The sequence below is a fragment of the Pseudarthrobacter sp. NCCP-2145 genome, assembly GCF_023708005.1.
GTDB classification, from domain to species: Bacteria; Actinomycetota; Actinomycetes; order Actinomycetales; family Micrococcaceae; genus Arthrobacter; species Arthrobacter oxydans.
Window position 1 is genome coordinate 119,853 of sequence record NZ_BRCG01000009.1, and the last position, 15,933, is coordinate 135,785.

At 68.0% G+C, this 15,933-nt stretch carries 14 protein-coding genes; 8 read left to right on the top strand and 6 right to left on the bottom strand.

Annotated elements, in window-relative coordinates:
• Window positions 1–4: 4 nt before the first annotated feature.
• Window positions 5–508: a hypothetical protein gene (locus tag NFU08_RS10030; RefSeq protein ID WP_251422750.1), complete on the bottom strand. Its 504-nt coding sequence runs from the start codon at window positions 506–508 to the stop codon at window positions 5–7.
• Window positions 509–661: 153 nt separating this feature from the next.
• Between NFU08_RS10030 and NFU08_RS10035 the strand changes: the two genes are divergently transcribed.
• Entirely contained in the window at window positions 662–1,264 is a 603-nt protein-coding gene (locus NFU08_RS10035) for a helix-turn-helix transcriptional regulator (protein WP_251422753.1), read from the top strand.
• Window positions 1,265–1,275: 11 nt separating this feature from the next.
• On the opposite strand, the gene NFU08_RS10040 is transcribed toward NFU08_RS10035, so the two are convergent.
• The gene (locus NFU08_RS10040) at window positions 1,276–2,616 is read right to left on the bottom strand and encodes an alpha-hydroxy acid oxidase (protein ID WP_285835584.1); all 1,341 of its coding nucleotides are present in this window, start codon (window positions 2,614–2,616) and stop codon (window positions 1,276–1,278) included.
• Between the two features lie 99 nt (window positions 2,617–2,715).
• Here NFU08_RS10040 and NFU08_RS10045 point away from each other — a divergent pair, with 99 nt between their 5' ends.
• Window positions 2,716–3,405, top strand: coding sequence for a FadR/GntR family transcriptional regulator (locus NFU08_RS10045; protein WP_174177133.1), 690 nt, complete (start codon window positions 2,716–2,718; stop codon window positions 3,403–3,405).
• 7 nt (window positions 3,406–3,412) lie between these two features.
• On the opposite strand, the gene NFU08_RS10050 is transcribed toward NFU08_RS10045, so the two are convergent.
• Entirely contained in the window at window positions 3,413–4,447 is a 1,035-nt protein-coding gene (locus NFU08_RS10050; protein WP_251422756.1) for a LacI family DNA-binding transcriptional regulator, read from the bottom strand.
• 380 nt (window positions 4,448–4,827) lie between these two features.
• Here NFU08_RS10050 and NFU08_RS10055 point away from each other — a divergent pair, with 380 nt between their 5' ends.
• From NFU08_RS10055 to NFU08_RS10080, 6 genes are all read left to right on the top strand, one after another.
• Window positions 4,828–6,282, top strand: coding sequence for a Gfo/Idh/MocA family oxidoreductase (locus NFU08_RS10055; RefSeq protein ID WP_251422759.1), 1,455 nt, complete (start codon window positions 4,828–4,830; stop codon window positions 6,280–6,282).
• Window positions 6,283–6,314: 32 nt separating this feature from the next.
• A complete protein-coding gene (locus tag NFU08_RS10060; RefSeq protein WP_251422762.1) occupies window positions 6,315–7,280 on the top strand; it encodes an NAD(P)-dependent oxidoreductase in 966 nt (321 codons plus the stop codon).
• Window positions 7,277–8,182, top strand: a complete 906-nt coding sequence (locus NFU08_RS10065) for a 5-dehydro-4-deoxyglucarate dehydratase (RefSeq protein WP_174177125.1) — start codon at window positions 7,277–7,279, stop codon at window positions 8,180–8,182. Before NFU08_RS10060 ends, NFU08_RS10065 begins: the two co-directional genes overlap by 4 nt.
• A complete protein-coding gene (locus NFU08_RS10070) occupies window positions 8,182–9,285 on the top strand; it encodes a mandelate racemase/muconate lactonizing enzyme family protein (RefSeq protein WP_251422765.1) in 1,104 nt (367 codons plus the stop codon). Before NFU08_RS10065 ends, NFU08_RS10070 begins: the two co-directional genes overlap by 1 nt.
• Before the next feature lie 67 nt (window positions 9,286–9,352).
• Entirely contained in the window at window positions 9,353–10,804 is a 1,452-nt protein-coding gene (locus NFU08_RS10075; RefSeq protein ID WP_251422768.1) for an aldehyde dehydrogenase (NADP(+)), read from the top strand.
• A 273-nt stretch (window positions 10,805–11,077) separates the two neighbouring features.
• Window positions 11,078–11,404: a helix-turn-helix domain-containing protein gene (locus NFU08_RS10080; protein ID WP_174177118.1), complete on the top strand. Its 327-nt coding sequence runs from the start codon at window positions 11,078–11,080 to the stop codon at window positions 11,402–11,404.
• Window positions 11,405–11,579: 175 nt separating this feature from the next.
• Here the strand turns inward: NFU08_RS10080 and NFU08_RS10085 are convergent, their stop codons facing one another.
• Genes NFU08_RS10085 through NFU08_RS10095 form a run of 3 tightly spaced genes read right to left on the bottom strand, consistent with a single transcriptional unit; the run spans window position 11,580 to window position 15,924 of the window.
• Window positions 11,580–12,698, bottom strand: a complete 1,119-nt coding sequence (locus NFU08_RS10085) for a Xaa-Pro peptidase family protein (RefSeq protein ID WP_251422771.1) — start codon at window positions 12,696–12,698, stop codon at window positions 11,580–11,582.
• Entirely contained in the window at window positions 12,695–14,755 is a 2,061-nt protein-coding gene (locus NFU08_RS10090; RefSeq protein WP_251422774.1) for a DUF6807 family protein, read from the bottom strand. Before NFU08_RS10090 ends, NFU08_RS10085 begins: the two co-directional genes overlap by 4 nt.
• Window positions 14,755–15,924: an acetylxylan esterase gene (locus NFU08_RS10095; protein ID WP_251422777.1), complete on the bottom strand. Its 1,170-nt coding sequence runs from the start codon at window positions 15,922–15,924 to the stop codon at window positions 14,755–14,757. The genes NFU08_RS10090 and NFU08_RS10095 overlap by 1 nt, the downstream gene beginning before the upstream one ends.
• Window positions 15,925–15,933 lie beyond the last annotated feature (9 nt).

Here is a 15,933-nt window from a genome sequence, read left to right on the forward strand (position 1 = left end):
GCCTTCAGGTGTTCCGCTTCTCCGTCTGGAACACCACTCCCGCTGCGCCGATCAGCCATCCCAGCAGCGATAACGCGAAGGCCCCGATCAGGTCCGTGGACGCGGTTCCCTTGGCGAGCCACAGCAGCAGGACAGCCAGGCCCACAGCGAGGTAGACGATGATGGCTGCGATGATCCGCCCCGACAGCCGGGCGGTGACGTCGGACGGGTTGACCGCGGTGGAGCTTCCCGGCGCCCCGGGACCTGGTGGCCGGCGGGCGTCCTGCCCGGACTCCTCACGGCGGACTTCGGCGATGGTGAAACCGAGCGCCGATGCGGTCAGCGAACTCAGCGACGTCGCCAGGACGCCGGCCGCAGTTACCAGGGCTCCATTGAGGGGCGGCGCAACAGTCCGTCCGTCCGGCACCCAGAACCCCACGCGGAGCAGAACTGAGCCCCACACCGCGACGAAGAGGCCCAGGAACACGAACGCGATGATGTTGAACAGTTGCTGGCGGAGGATCTCCATGCCACCCACCCCTCAGGTCACGCCGGCCGCTGCCCGGGAACCCTGGGCAACCCTGGAACCGTTCTAGCACCGCGGGAGAACCGGGGCAATGGCATTCGGGTAAGGGCCGAAATAGTTGATGCCTTTCGGCGTATATGTCGCTAGGGTTGAGGCATGGTGACAGACGACGTATTTGCCGTCATAGCGGAATCGACCCGGCGTGACATTTTGGTTTCCCTCCGCTCCGGGGACAAGGCCGTGGGCGAACTGGTGGAGGAACTGGCTGCGAGCCAGCCCACCATTTCCAAGCACCTCAAAGTCCTTCGCGAAGCCCAGCTGGTGAGCATGCGGGCCCAGGGCCAGAAGCGCTACTACGCACTCAACCGCAAACCTCTGGAGGGCATCGCCACCTGGCTAGAGACCCTCGACGTCGGCGCGGCGGCGCCAGCGGAACCGGCCGGCCGGGCGTCCTCGCACGCCGCCGCTGCCCAAGGCAGCCAGGAACAGGCTTCCCGCACCACCCCCGAGACGGCACCCGCGGACCAGGAATCCGCCACCGCCGGCGCCGTGGCGGCGGAGGCTGTGTCCGCCGGTGTCCTGGCGCGCGACGGCGCCGAGCTTAGTCCCGCCGTCGTTATCCCCGGCGGCACCACGGCGCCGCTGAGCGACGATAGCGTGCCCCAGCAGATCGGCAGGACCGTGGGGCGGGCCGCCACCAAGGCCGCCGACCTCCTGGCTAACCTGCCCACCCTGCCGAAGTTCGGCCGCAAGAAGTAGGGCCCTGGCGCCTACTTGTTGAGCAGGCGCACGTGGTCCGGGGTCAGTCCGGAGATATTGCTGACACCCAGCAGGGCCATGGTGCGGGCCATGTCCTTCTCGAGGATCTGCAGCGTACGGTCAACGCCCGCCCGGCCGCCGGCCATCAGTCCGTACAGGTAGGCGCGCCCGATCAGCGTGAAGTCTGCGCCCAGGGCCAGGGCGGCCACGATGTCCGCGCCGCTCATGATCCCCGTGTCCAGCATGATTGCGGCATCGCTGTTGTCCGCGGTGAAGGCCTGCTTGACCTCGGGGAGCAGGTGGAACGGGATGGGTGCCCGGTCCAGCTGGCGGCCGCCATGGTTGGAGAGGACCACGCCGTCGGCGCCATGGTCGACGACGCGGCGGGCATCCTCCACGGTCTGGATGCCCTTGACCACCAGCTTGCCCTTCCAGGTTTCGCGCAGCCAGTCCAGGTCCTCGAACGTGAGCGTGGGATCGAACATGGAGTTGATGAGGTCCGCCACGGTTCCGGTGTAGCGGGACAGTGACGCGAAAGTGAGCGGCTCATGCGTGAGGAAGTTGAACCACCAGGCGGGGCGGTAGGAGGCATCGAGGACGGTCTTGACCGTCAGCGCCGGCGGGATGGTCATGCCGTTGCGGACATCGCGGAGGCGGGCGCCGGCCACGGCGGTGTCCACGGTGACCATGAGGGTGTCGTTGCCGGCCTTGGCGGCCCGCTCGATCAGTTCCAGTGAGCGGTCGCGGTCCGTCCAGAGGTACAACTGGAACCAGTTGCGGCCGTTCGGGGCTGCGGCCGCCACATCCTCGATGGACGCGGTGCCCATGGTGGAGAGGGTGTAGGGGATTCCGGCAGCTTCCGCGGCCTGGGAACCGGCGTACTCGCCTTCGGACTGCATCATGCGGGTGAAGCCGGTGGGGGCGATGCCCACGGGCAGCCGGGATGGCTTGCCCAGGATTTCGGTGCTCAGGTCGATTTTGGAGACGTTGCGCAGGATGCCGGGCCGGAACTCGATGTCCAGGAACGCCTCGCGGGCACGGCGGAGGGTGATTTCCCCTTCGGCAGCGCCGTCGGTGTAGTCGAACGGTGCCTGCGGGGTGCGGCGCTTGGCGATGTCGCGGAGTTCCCAGATGGTGCTGGCCCGCTTGAGCCGCGCTTCCTTGCTGAACCCGGGCTTCTTGAACTGCATCAGCGGGGCCAAATCCGAGTACTTGGGGATCCGGCGCTTCAGCGCTGCCGGCACCGCGGAAACGGTCGGTGGGATGGCAGGCCCGGGGGTGGCTGCCGGGACATCGGTGGCGTCCGGGGCAGGGGTTGTCTCCGGATTGTTGGGCTGGATGGTGTGGGTCATGGCGTCCTCCGTTGGGCCGGCAGGTCCGCGTCCGGGACCTCCTGTGGTCTAACCACACTGTAGGCCATGTGGTCGGACCACATCAAGTACCATGGCCCTATGCGTACGCACCAGCTTGTTTTGTCCTGGATTGAGGCCGAGCTTTCCGAGGGCCGGCTGGCCGTGGGCGGACGGCTGCCCGCCGAAAGGACCCTCGCCGAACAGCTGAAGGTCTCACGCACGTCCGTGCGCGAAGCCATCCGGATCCTTGAAGCCATGGGCGTGGTCCGGGCCGGGGTGGGGTCGGGCCCGGACGCCGGTACGGTGGTCATCTCGGATCCGACGGCGGCCCTTGGCTCAGCTTTGCGCCTGCACGTGGCCACGCAGCACCTTCCGGTGGCGGACATCGTGGAAACCCGGATGCTCCTTGAGTCCTGGGCGGCGTCCAGGGCAAGCCCGGAGGCCCCGGAGCTGGAGGAGGCCGGCAAACTTCTGGACGAGATGGCCGTTGAGGGGTTGGACGTTGATGAATTCCTGGCGCTGGATGTCCGGTTCCACCTGGCCCTCGCCGATGCCGCGGGAAACGCGGTGGTCAGCGCCATGATGGGCTCGCTGCGCGAATCGATCCAGCGGTACGCCGCGCAGCTGACATCCAGCCTTCCGGACTGGGAGGCAACAGCCACGCGCCTGAAGGCAGAGCACTGCGGGATCCTTGCCGCCATCAGGAACGGCGACGGCGACCGCGCGGCACGGCTGGTGGCAGCCCACATCGAGGGCTACTACCGGGAAGCCGGAATGGGTCGTCCCTAAAGGGTACTCAGCCGTGGACTGCCGTGCGGGCAGCCTTGGCCGGGCCGGTGCTGGCGCGCACCTCGAGCTTTGGCTGGTAGCGGCTGCCGGGAGCGTCGCTTTCCTCGTTGCGGATGAGGGCCCGCAGCTGGTGCCAGGCCTGCTCGCCCAGTTCGGTAATGGGAACAGCCGCTGTGGTGAGCGTCGGCGTCGTGTACTTTGCGAAGGGAATGTCGTCGAACCCGGTGACGGAGATGTCGCCGGGGACGTCGAGGCCCCGTTCATGCAGCCCGCTCATCAGGCCCATCGCCACCAGGTCGTTGAAGGCAAGGATCCCCGTGGCGCCGCTTTCCAAAACGGCATCCACCGCGCCGTGGCCGGTGTCGAAGTCCGAGCCACCTTCCAGCATGGTGACCTCCACGTGCGGATGGGCCGCCTTGAAGGCCTCCAGGCCCTGGAGCCGGAGGTTGTTGGACGCGCTGCGGGGAGGACCTGCCAGGAAGGCGAGGCGGGTATGGCCCAGGTCCACCAAGTGTTCGGCGATATCCTGCACGCCCTGGCCGTAGTCCACCACCAGGCTGGGGACGCCTGCAGCGGCCGTGGTGCGGTTGATGAGGACCAGCGGCCGGAGGGACGGCGCAATCTCCTCCAGTTCGGCGTCGCTCATGCGGGGCGCGCAGAGGACCAGTCCGTCGCACCGCCGGCGTGCCTCGCCCGCCAGGATGGTTTCCTCGCTGGAGACCTCAAAGGAATCGGCGATGAGCACGCGGTACCCGTCCTGGGCGGCGGCCCGGCTCAAGCCGCGGAGGATGGCCTGGAAGGTGGGGTTGGCCAGGTCCGGCACCACAATGCCGATGGTGTCTGTCTTGCCGAGGGCCAGGCTTCGGCCCACGGGGTTGGGCTGGTACTTCAGCTCGACCGCCGCCGCCCGGACCCGGGCAGCGATCTCGGGGTCCACCGTGAAGTTGCCGTTCATGACGCGCGAAACCGTCGCGTGGGAGACTCCCGCCTTCACGGCAACGTCTGCGATGCCGATCCTGCCGGATGCCGATTTCCTGACCATGCGTGGCCCCTTCCTTCGCGCCGCGGCCGGCAGGTGGTGGCGCCGTTCCGTTGCAGGGCAGGATCCAAACCGACTGTGTGGCGGCGTACTCGTCAAAGCATGTAGTGAGTGACAGCATATAACGGGACGGGAAAGCGATTTCTCTTCCTTTCCCACTTTTTCCCGCCAATTTTCCCGTTCTTTCCCGGTCCTGGGCGCGGATCGGGCAGAAAACGCTTTCTCCTGCGTAGTCCAATGCTTGACGGATGAGCGATCGGATTGATACAACTCATAGAGAAGCCTGAGAAAACGCTTTCTGAGGCAAGGTACAAAGAAGCACCACATCGTCACCGAACAGCGGCCCATCCGGCCGGATTTTGCGTCTTCGAAAGGGACCCCTCATGGTCAACACAGCCGAGTCGACTTCCGCCCCAGAGGCATGGTCCGAACCCGCGGACGGCACCGAAACTGCTGCCGCCGCTGCGCCCGCCCGCCGCGGCGGCAAAGCCCGCATTGCCCTGATCGGCACCGGCGGGCGTTCCGAGATGTACATCCGCGCCATTTTCGGCAAGCATGCGGACACCGCCGAGCTGGTGGCATTCTCGGACGTGAACCCCGGCCGCGTGGAGTTCTACCAGAAGCTCATCCAGGAACTGGGTGCGCCGGGTCCGGTCGCATCGTTCGATCCCGCCGGCCTCACCGCCTTCATTCAGGCCAACGCCATCGACCGCGTCGTGGTGACCACCCCTGACTACACCCACGCCGACTACATCGTGGAGGCACTGCGCGCGGGCGCCGACGTCGTCGTCGAGAAGCCCCTCACCATCGACGCCGAAGGCTGCCGCCGCATCACCCAGGCGGTGCATGAGACCGGCCGCAACGTGGTGGTCACCTTCAACTACCGCTACTCGCCGCGTAACAGCGCCCTCAAGGAGATCATCCAGAGTGGCGTGATCGGCAAGGTCACGTCCATCGATTTCAGCTGGGTCCTGGACACCGTCCACGGCGCCGACTACTTCCGCCGCTGGCACCGGGAAAAGAAGAACTCCGGGGGCCTGCTGATCCACAAGGCCTCGCACCACTTCGACCTGGTCAACTGGTGGATCGACGACGTTCCAGAGCGCGTCTTCGCCTCCGGCGGCCTGAAGTTCTACGGCGACAAAAACGCCGCCGAGCGCGGCCTCGGTCCCCGCCCCGAACGCGGTACGCCCAGCGCCGATGCCCCGGCCGGTGCGGAGAAGGACCCCTTCACCCTTGACCTGCGGGAGGACGAGCGCCTCAAGGCCCTCTTCCTGGACAACGAGCACTACGACGGTTACCGCCGCGACCAGGACGTCTTCACCGGCGGCATCACCATCGAGGACAACCTCGCGCTCGTGGTGGAATACCAGGGCGGGCCCCGCCTCAGCTACTCGCTGAACGCCCACAGCCCCTGGGAGGGCTACCGGGTAGCGGTCAATGGCACCGAAGGCCGCGCCGAGCTCGAAGTGGTGGAACGCGCTGCCGTCACGTCCAGCACGGACAAGAAGACCGTCGTGGACCCCAGCGCCACCCCCATCGAAGAGGATGACGCCATCCGCCGCAACGGCGAACGCCTGGTGGTCCAGCGCCACTGGGAAGCCGCCTACGAGGTGCCGATCGTCAACGGCGAAGGCGGCCACGGCGGCGGTGACGAGCTCCTGCTCTCGGACCTCTTCAACGGCCCGGGCGAGGACCCGCTGGGACGCCCCTCGGGCTACCTGGACGGACTGCGCTCCGTCTCCGTCGGCATCGCCGGCAACCGCTCCCTCGAGTCCTCCCTGCCCGTACGCATCGAGGACCTGGACCTCGGCGTCGACCTCCGCCGCGGCAACTGAATCCTGCCCGGGAACCAACCGAAGGAATAACCATGAGCAGGATCTTTGTCACGGGCGGCGCCGGCCGTCTGGGCCGCAGTGTTTTGGCGGGGCTCGCCGCAAAGGGCCATCACGTCATCTCGGTGGACCGCGACGCCGTTCCGGCGGACCAGCTGCCCGCCGGCGTCGTGCAGGAAACGGCCGACCTCCTGGCCCCGGGCGAGGCGCTGCGCCTGCTCCGGGACACGACGCCCGACGCCGTCATCCACCTTGCCGCCATAGCCGTCCCGTTCAGCGCGCCCGAGGACGTTATCTTCGCCACGAACACGCGGCTCGCGTTCGCCGTGATCAGCGCGGCCACCGACGTGGGCGTGCCGAAGATTGTCACGGCCAGCAGCCCCACCGTGCTGGGCTACGGTTCGCCGGCGGGCTGGCTGCCGCCGTCGTTCCCGCTGGATGAGCGGACGCCGCCGCGGCCGTGGAACGCCTACGCGCTGTCCAAACTCATCGCGGAGCAGACCGTCCAGACCTTCGCTGCAGCACAGGGCGAGAAGATCCGTTACGCGGCGTTCCGCCCCTGCTACGTGATCTCGCCGGAGGAGTGGGAGGGCGCACCGACGCAGCAGGGCCACACCCTTGCTGAGCGGCTGGCCGATTCCGCACTGTCCGCGCCCGCGCTGTTCAACTACGTGGATGCCCGGGACGTGGCGGACTTCCTGGACCTGCTGCTGGAGAAGATGCCGTCCATTCCCAACGGGGAAACCTTCTTTGTAGGAGCCGCGGACGCCCTTGCCACAGCACCGCTGGCCGAACTGATGCCGAAATTCCTGCCCGGAAGCGAAGCCCTCAGCGCAGGACTCACCGGAACCAGCCCGGCTTTCTCCATCGCCAAGGCACAGGAACTCCTGGGCTGGCAGCCCACGCGCAGCTGGCGCACCGAACTCAAGCCCCACACCACCCTCAACGACGAGAATTCCGCGCTGGTCAGCGCCGGCAGCGGAGCCAAGGAGAAACCATGAAATTCGACGGCGTACTGTTCTTCCCCGTCACCCCGTTCACGGCCGAAGGCACCGTTGACGTGGAGCTGCTGAAGGAACACATCAGCTCCCGGCTTCCGTTCCGGCCCGGCGGCGTTTTCCCTGCCTGCGGCACCGGCGAATTCCATGCCCTCAGCATTGAGGAGGTCCGCACTGTCGTGGCGGCCGCCGTCGAGGTCGTTGCCGGACAGGTCCCGGTAGTTGCCGGCGCCGGAGGACCGCTGGGCCACGCCATTGCCGCCGCCCGCGCCGCGGAAGAAGCGGGGGCCGACGCCCTCCTGGTGCTCCCGCCGTATTTGGTCACCGGCCCCACCGACGGACTCGTGGCCTACATCGAGGCCGTGGCCAACGCCAGCAGCCTGCCGGTGATTGTCTACCACCGGGGCAACGCAAAGTTCACTGCCGCTTCGATGGCCCGGCTGGCTGCCAATCCCAAGGTCGTCGGCTTCAAGGACGGGCTGGGAGACGTTGGCCTGGCCCAGGAAATTGTCTCCGCGGTGCGTGCCACCGGACGCCAGGACTTCGCCTTCTTCAACGGCCTGCTGACCGCCGAGCTGACCCAGGGCGCCTACCGCGGACTCGGCATCCCGTTGTACTCTTCCGCGGCATTCGCCATGGCCCCGGAGATCGCCAAGGCCTACTACGACGCCTACGAAGCCGGCGATGAGGACCGCCGCAACGCCCTGCTGGAAGGCTTCTACGCACCACTGGTACGCCTCCGCGACCAGACGCCCGGTTTCGGTGTTTCGCTGATCAAGGCAGGCCTGCGGCTGGGTGGACTTCCCGTCGGCTCAGTGCGCCCGCCGCTGGTGGATCCCACCGAGGAGCAACTGGTCCAGCTGAAGGCCATCCTCGCCAGGGGCTACGAGCTGGCTGGCCGCTGATGAGCGCCCCCGCGGCTGTTGCCGTTCGCACGGAACCGCGCATCACGGGCCTCACCACCCGGCTCATCACGGTTCCGCTGCGCCGCAGCTGGGGCGTGGAGGCACCTGAAAACCACGTGATCGTCACGGAGATCCATACGGACGACGGCGGCGCGGGGCACGGTTTCTCCTGGACCCCCACCATCGGTCCGCAGGCAGTCAAGGCCCTGCTCGATCACGACATCGCCCCGTTCATCGCCGGGCTGCCTGCCAACCCGGAAACGGTGTGGGATGCCGTATGGAAGCGGCTGCACGAGGCCGGCGGCGGGGGACTGACCACCATCGCCATGGCCGGCGTGGACCTGGCCCTGTGGGACCTCCAGGCATCGCGGGCCCACACCTCCGTGACCGGACTCCTGGGGCAGCGCCAGGAATCCGCGGAGGTTTACGGCTCCGGGGTGAACCTGCACTACTCGCTCGAAGAACTGGTGGCGCAGACTGAGCGCTGGATTGCCGCCGGGCACCAGGCGGTCAAGATCAAGGTGGGCAAGCCGGACATCCGCGAGGACGCCGAACGGGTCGCAGCGGTTCGATCCGTCCTGGGCCCGGACCGGAAGCTGATGATCGACGCCAACCAGCGCTGGGACCTCCCCACCACCCTCAAAGCCCTGGACGTGCTGGCCGGCTTCGGGCTGGAGTGGCTTGAGGAACCCATCCGGGCTGACGACCTCTGGGCCTACCGCAGGCTCCGGAAGCACTCGCCCGTGCCGATCGCCCTCGGCGAAAACCTGCACACCATCTACCGCTTCCGCGATTTCATAGAGGCGGAAGCAGTGGACATCATCCAGCCGAACATCATCCGGGTGGGCGGCATCACCCCCTTTAGGCGCATCGTTGAAGTTGCCCGGACCAACAGCATCAAGGTCATGCCGCACCTGCTGCCGGAGCTGTCCGGCCAGCTGGCGCTGACGCTTGCGGAGCCCACCCTGGTGGAAGACGTGGAGGAGGCATCCTTTGAGCAGCTGGGGATCCTGGCAGGACCTTCGCCGGTACGGTTCAGGAACAGCCGGGTGACCCTCACCAACCAGCCCGGACTCGGCTTCCGCTTCGCCGACGCGCGCTAGGGCAGGGCCACCCAGACCTGATGACTCCTGACACGATGAATCCAGACCCACAGAACAGGTACCCCAAGTGACAACTGCAACCCTTTCCCTGTCCGAGCTCACGGCTGCCGCCACCCAGGCCGCCAAAATTTCTGCAGCTTCATCGGATGCTGACCGCGCGGCCTGGCTCACGGCCGTGGCGGACGCCCTGGACGCGAACGCCGCCGAACTGGTGGAGATTGCCGATTCCGAGACCAGCCTCGGCGCAGCCCGCCTCACCGGCGAAGTGGCACGGACAACCGGCCAGCTGCGCCTGTTCGCGCGCGTCATCACCGAGGGCTCCTACCTGGAAGCCGTGATCGACCACGCGGACCCCGCCTCCACGCCGCCCAAGCCGGACCTGCGGCGCATCCTGCGGCCCATCGGACCGGTTGCGGTCTTCTCCGCCTCCAACTTCCCGTTCGCCTTCTCGGTGGCCGGCGGCGACACTGCTTCGGCCCTGGCCGTGGGCTGCTCCGTGATCGTCAAAGCCCACTCGGGCCACCTCCGCCTTTCTGAGCGGACGGCGGAAATCGTCACCGAAGCACTGCGCGCAGCCGGTGCTCCGGAAGGCCTGTTCGCACTGGTGAGCGGCCGTGAGGTGGGAACCGCGCTGGTCCAGGATCCAGCCATCAAAGCGGTGGGCTTCACCGGCTCCATCCCCGGCGGCCGAGCCCTCTTTGACCTTGCCACGTCCCGTCCGGACCCCATCCCGTTCTACGGCGAGCTGGGCAGCCTGAACCCGGTGGTGGTGACCCAGGCCGCCCTGGCAGAGCGTTCCGGGCAGCTCGCGGAAGGCCTGGCGGGATCCTTCACCCTTGGTGCCGGACAGTTCTGCACCAAGCCCGGGCTCGTCTTTATCCCGGCTGGAACAGACTTTGCCGCAAAAGTGGCGGCGGCCAGCAAGGACAAGCCTGCCCTGGGCATGCTCACCAGCCGGATCGCGGAGGCCTACCCTGACGGCCTGCGCAGCTTCGCGTCCGTGGATGGCGTGGATGTGGTCAGCGGCACCGTGGACCAGGACGCAGTGGCCGACGGCGCCGCACCCGTGGTCTTTTCCACCTCGGCGGCAAAGGTCCTGGAGCGCCCCGGGGAACTGCTGGAGGAGTGCTTCGGTCCCAGCACCATGCTGATTGAGTACTCGGGCCAGGAGGAGCTGTCCGCGGTCCTGGCCAAGGTGCCGGGCAGCCTCACCGCCACCGTCCACGCCCAGCCGGGCGAGGACGTGTCCGCTCTCGTGGGCCAGTTGTCCGAGCTGGCCGGCCGCGTCCTCTTCGACGGCTGGCCCACCGGTGTGGCCGTCAACTGGGCCCAGCAGCACGGCGGCCCGTACCCGGCCACCACGTCCCTGTTTACCTCGGTAGGCGCGACGGCGGTCCGCCGCTTCCAGCGTCCTGTTGCCTACCAGGATGCGCCAGAGACGGTCCTGCACCCGGCCCTGCACGAAAGCAACCCCCTGGGCATCCCACGCCGGGTGGACGGGGAACTCCGCCTCCCCTGACACGCTCTCCCACTTGATGTTGCTTTAACCGGAACGCTCTCTCACTTGTGAACGGCTCCCCGGAAGTTGGACTGAGAAATTCAGTTGCGACTTCCGGGGAGCAGTTTTATGCCTGCTATTAGTAGTTCTTTGTCTGAGGTCCAGCGCGAGGCGGCGGTAGCGTGGTTTGGGAAGGGCGTTGGGTAGCGGGCTGCGGCTCGTTTGCTTGAGACGCCGTGGGTGCCGGTCAGGGCACTGAATGGGCGGTGGAGGATTCATGGTCAAGGAGTAGTGGTGAGCAAACCGGCGAAGTCGTACTCGTTTGAGTTCAAGCTGGCGTTAGTGGAACGGTTCCTCGCGGGCGAGACCGGCCCGGCCCTGACTGTGGAGGCCGGTTTGTCATCGCGCCAGGTGCTGCAAAAGTGGGTCCGGGCGTATCGCCGTGACGGTGCGGAGGCATTACGTCCCAAGGCCAAAGGCAGGCCCGCGAAGTCCGCGGCTCCACCTCCACCGGCCGAGTTACCTGAACTGGAACGGTTGCGCCGGGAGAACGAGCGGCTCCGCGCGGAGGTGGCGTACTTGGGGAAACTGCGGGCCTTGAGGGATCAGGGACGACGCTGAAGGTCCAGGCCGTCGTTTCCCTCGCGCCCTAGAATCCCATTAAGCCAGTCCAACTATCGGGGACCAGTTCTTGATGTTGCTTTACCCGAAACGCTCTCCCAGTTGGTGCCGGAAGTACGGCGCCAACTGAGAGAGCGTTTCTGGTTTTGCTGCAGGATCTGAGAGAGCGTCTGGCCTAGAGCTGGAGGGTGGCCGGGCGCTGGAGGCCGTTCACCGTGGTGGAGGGCCAGCGGGGGTCGGCCGTGAGGACCTGCAGGCCGGACCCGGTGAGCTGGACGGTGTCCTCGATCTTGACGCCGGGCCCGGACGGGTTCCAGGTGAAGGCCTGGCCCAGGATCACGGTGTCGGTCGCGGCGTCGGTGACGCGGGGATCACGCCCTGCATAGCCGGCGGGTCCGCCCTGGTGGTGCTGCTCCCACTGGTCTGCGCCGAAGCCATGGCGCGCGTAGGCCGCCTTGATCTCGGTAAAGATCCGGTCCAGCCGGGCGCCCGGGACCGTGGCGTCGAAGATGTCCGCCTCCACCCCTGCGATCCTCGCCTCGGCGTCGCGCTCTTCCGCAGTGCCGGCGTCGAACCTCACCCAGCGGGTGATGTTGGCCACCATGCCGTCCCTGCGTGCGCACACCACCGCCATGGCGCGGCGTCCCAGCGGCGAGTGGGTGGCCAGCGGGTGCCGGAAGCTGCTCCGGCTGCTGCCGTTGCACAGCAGGACCAGCGGCTCCGCGCCCGCGGCCACAATCCGGGCAGCGAGGGCGGACACCAGTTCGAACTCGGTGGTTTCCGGCCGGGCGCCGGACAGCACGTCCGTCATCAGGGCTGCAACCTCGGCGCTGAGACGGGCGTAGCGTGCGCTTTCGTTGGGGAGCAGCTGCTGGCGGGCCGCGCGCAGTTCGGCGGCGACGTCCGCTTCGGCCACCGGTACGGCGTTCCTTCCAGGGAGGCCGACGTCGGCGGCGGCCTCATGCAGGTTGGCGTGCCAGGGCACGGAGTGCAGGGTGACGCCGGACGGAAGCTCCTCGGCGGCGAGGCGCCCGGCCTCGTTGTTGAACGTGACCAGGTGGTCGCCGCCGCGGTCCACCAGGACAGCTGCGATGGGATCGCCGGCCAGGCTGATGTGCACCCGGCTGCCGTCCAAGTACCATGTCAGGGCGGTGTTGGTGGTCAGCAGCAGTGAATCCTGGCCCTTTGCATCAAGGATGTCCAGCACCCGCTGGCGTTTGATGGCGCGGTCCTCCGGGGAGGCGGGGGCCGCCCTGCCCGAGAGCAAGGAAGCGTCGGCTGTTGTCTGGGTCATGAACGGTTCCCCTGCTGGTTGATGAGAGCTTCGATGTCGGTTGTGCCCAGGATGCCGTCGGCCACAAAAACGGTGATGCTGCGCTGCACCGGAGCGTCAGGTTCGGCGATGACCGGGCTGTCCCAGGCCAGCGACTGGCCCACCCCCGGGTAGCCATCCACCCGGACGAACCACGGATCGGTGGAACCTCCGGCGGCCACGAACACAAGGGTGGCGCTGGCACCGTCGAACGTTCCTGCCCAGGCCAGCCACGGCGTTACTGAACCGTGCACCTCTGCCTCCCCGGCACCGGACGGCGTCCACACGGTGGCGTCCGCGCAGGCGGGCAGGCGCCAGAAGAACCCGCCGTAGCCGCCTTCGAAGCGGCCGTTGGAACCGGGGCTGCCCAGGCTGACCGGCCGGTCGCCGGCGGGGGAGAGGGCAAAATCCAGGGACAGGCGCCAGGCGGACGAGTGGACGCCGGACCACTCCCAGGTGCGGTCCTCGCGAAGGACCGGCGCGCCGTCCGGCCCGTTCCAGCCCAGGGTCTCCCGCAGCCGGCCTGCCGCGCCGCCCGTCCGCGCAGCCGTTTCCTCAGCGTGGGTTTCCGTGGGTGTGATGCTGCCGTGGTCCGGGCGCCAGACATACTGGCCGGCCTCGCGCGTGTAGGTGCGGCCGCCCCAAAAGTTAATGCCGTCCACGTCCTGCAGGGCCACGCCGGCCCCGAGGTGCCACACATGGTCCAGCGGCTGGTGGTCCGTCACCACGGTGCCCGCGAGGGTCCGGACGGGGTGCAGGTAGGGCCGCGGCGAGGACACGGCCCGGATCCGGCTGCCGTCCTGGTACTCCGCGACCGCCTTGCCGTCCAGGGTGAGGGTGCGGACCGGCGGCATTTTGCGGGCCCAGGGCATACCGAGTTCCGCGAAGGTGGCCTGGGCTTTGACTGCCCTTGCGATCACGGCCGCGATGTCCTGGACTACCGGATGGGCGTCGTCGTCCTCGCCCTCCCACGCGATGTACCCGGGGTTGATGGGTTGCGGCGCGGGCGCTGTCCGGATGGCTTCCAGCACCGTGGTGAAGGCGCCGGTGTCCGGCAGGGCGCATAGCAGCGGCACCCCGTTGGAGCGGGCCTCCAGAAGGTTCTCCAGCAGGTCGGTCCGGCCGAATGTCTCGCGGCGCTCGCCGTCGGGGGTGCTGATGACCACCTCGTCGTCGGTGTAGAAGAGCGTGACCTCGCCGCGGGTGCCGTGTACCGTCACGGAGGGCCGCTGCTGTTCCGGCGCGCACAGCGTCAGTCCGCACAGCAGCGTGGAGCCACTGGTGGTGCGGACACGGATGATGGAGGTGTCGTCACTTTCGGTGTCATGGGCCCGGTACAGGTCCGTGTCCACTGATTCGACGTCGGCCATCGTGTGGGCGCCGGCCAGGTGGAGGCCCGTGGCTACCGCATGGGCAAGGGCATTGGTGGCCACGCCGTCCACCACGTCGATGCCGTCCAGGCTGCGCTTTCCGGCCCAGCGTGAGCGCTTGAAGTAGGCCCTGTTCCGTACCCACTGTCCGGTGGCGCTCAGGCCCAGGACATCACCGATGCCGCCGGATTCCACGAGGGCCCGGATAGCCGGAAGCGCGTGCGACCCCAGGCTCTGGAAACCCACCTGGACCAGCCGTCCTGCGGCGTCGGCAGCGGCGAGTACATCCCGGAACTGGCCGAGCGAGGCCACCGGCGGTTTTTCCACGTACACGTCCTTGCCTGCTGCCAGCACCGCGAGGGCCAGCGGGGCGTGCGTTTGGATGGGTGTGGCGAGGATGACGACGTCGACTTCCGGGTCCGCTGCCAGCAGCTGGGCAAGGTCGCCGAAGACGGCTACGGATTCAGCCAGCCGTCCTGGAGCCGGGGGATTGGGATCCGCGACGGCGACGAGTTCCAGGGTGCCGGCTGCTTCGAGCCTGGCGAGGTTGGCAAGGTGCCGTTCACCGAAGCCGTGCACGCCCACCAGGGCGATGCGCGGGACGGGTGCCGGGACGGCGCCTCCCGCGGAGTGGCTTTCGCGTTCCGCGGTGGCGGATTGATCAATCATCAGGCGGGTCCTTGGTAGCTGAGGGGAAGGGTTTGGGGGTCATGGGCGCAGAGCGAGTTGGACAGGAAACCGAGCGCTTCCTGTTGCATGCTGGCGGTAAATACGTGCCCGCCCGGCCAGAAGCTCCCGGTATAGGTGCCGGGGCTGTGGAGCGACTCCAGCACCCGGTGGGCGTCGCGCATCCCGGCTTCGGGGAAGAGCTGGTCCGCCAGGGCATACTGCACCAGCAGTCTTTCGGACTCCGACCTTGCCGTCAGCTCCGGCCAGTCGCCCAGCTTCCAGAGGCCGGGGGTCTGCAGCAGCCACGAGTGGGCGTCCAGGTAGGAGGGCAGAAGTGACTGGAACGTGGTCATCATGCAGGTCACGACGTAGCTCTTGATGCGGGGACTCAGCGCAGCGAGGGCCAGGGAACGGCCGCCGCCGCCGGAGAAGCCGATGCAGCCCAGCCGGTCCTGGTCGACATCCGGCAGCCCCGCGAGGATCTCCAGGGCAGCAAGGTCGTCGTGGGCCACCATGCCTGCCAGGCTGGTGCCCAGCAGGCCGGCGGTCTTGGCCACGGTCTCTTCGTGGAACCCTGCGGCCGCGTTGTACACGTCGGCATCGGAAGGCACGACGCCGTCCTCCCGCCACTGTGCCTGCCTCGCCTCCAGTGCCGAGGCCGTCCGCCAGGGCGGGACGGAAAGGTCGAAGCGGCGGCTGCCCCAGGCGAAGGTGTCGTGGGCGAGGACTGCGAAACCGCTACGTGCCAGGTCCGTGGCAAGGGCGCGGCCGTCGTAGTGGCCGGCCTGGGCGGCCTCCGCCGACGGGTGCTGCTCCGGGAGCTCCACCAGCCGGTCCGCCCCGCCGAATTTGTTGCCCCCATGGCAGTGCAGCGCGAGGACGCCGGGCAGCGGCCCGGAACTGCCGGCCGGCCGGATCAGCCAGCCGGTAGTCCTGGGACCGAAGCCCAACTGCCAGCTGAGCTGGGAGGTGGTGACGCCGTCGTGCGTTTCCTCCCAATGAACCGACACGTCAGGCTGGGCTGGAACTTCAGGGACGCCGAGGGCGTCTGCGAGTTCCTGCGCAGCCGGCGTTGCTGCCTGGTGGCGGGGGTAGTGCCGGACGTAGGCAGGCCAGTCCTCGTAGCCGGCGATGGCGCTGGGCCTGACGGGCCCTGTGCTTTCAGTCACTGGCCTGCC

What these genes read in the sequence shown, in the direction of transcription:
- NFU08_RS10030 (WP_251422750.1), bottom strand. Translation starts at nt 508, where the DNA reads ATGGAGATCCTCCGCCAGCAACTGTTCAACATCATCGCGTTCGTGTTC.
- NFU08_RS10035 (WP_251422753.1), top strand. Translation starts at nt 662, where the DNA reads ATGGTGACAGACGACGTATTTGCCGTCATAGCGGAATCGACCCGGCGT.
- NFU08_RS10040 (WP_285835584.1), bottom strand. Translation starts at nt 2,616, where the DNA reads ATGACCCACACCATCCAGCCCAACAATCCGGAGACAACCCCTGCCCCG.
- NFU08_RS10045 (WP_174177133.1), top strand. Translation starts at nt 2,716, where the DNA reads ATGCGTACGCACCAGCTTGTTTTGTCCTGGATTGAGGCCGAGCTTTCC.
- NFU08_RS10050 (WP_251422756.1), bottom strand. Translation starts at nt 4,447, where the DNA reads ATGGTCAGGAAATCGGCATCCGGCAGGATCGGCATCGCAGACGTTGCC.
- NFU08_RS10055 (WP_251422759.1), top strand. Translation starts at nt 4,828, where the DNA reads ATGGTCAACACAGCCGAGTCGACTTCCGCCCCAGAGGCATGGTCCGAA.
- NFU08_RS10060 (WP_251422762.1), top strand. Translation starts at nt 6,315, where the DNA reads ATGAGCAGGATCTTTGTCACGGGCGGCGCCGGCCGTCTGGGCCGCAGT.
- NFU08_RS10065 (WP_174177125.1), top strand. Translation starts at nt 7,277, where the DNA reads ATGAAATTCGACGGCGTACTGTTCTTCCCCGTCACCCCGTTCACGGCC.
- NFU08_RS10070 (WP_251422765.1), top strand. Translation starts at nt 8,182, where the DNA reads ATGAGCGCCCCCGCGGCTGTTGCCGTTCGCACGGAACCGCGCATCACG.
- NFU08_RS10085 (WP_251422771.1), bottom strand. Translation starts at nt 12,698, where the DNA reads ATGACCCAGACAACAGCCGACGCTTCCTTGCTCTCGGGCAGGGCGGCC.
- NFU08_RS10090 (WP_251422774.1), bottom strand. Translation starts at nt 14,755, where the DNA reads ATGATTGATCAATCCGCCACCGCGGAACGCGAAAGCCACTCCGCGGGA.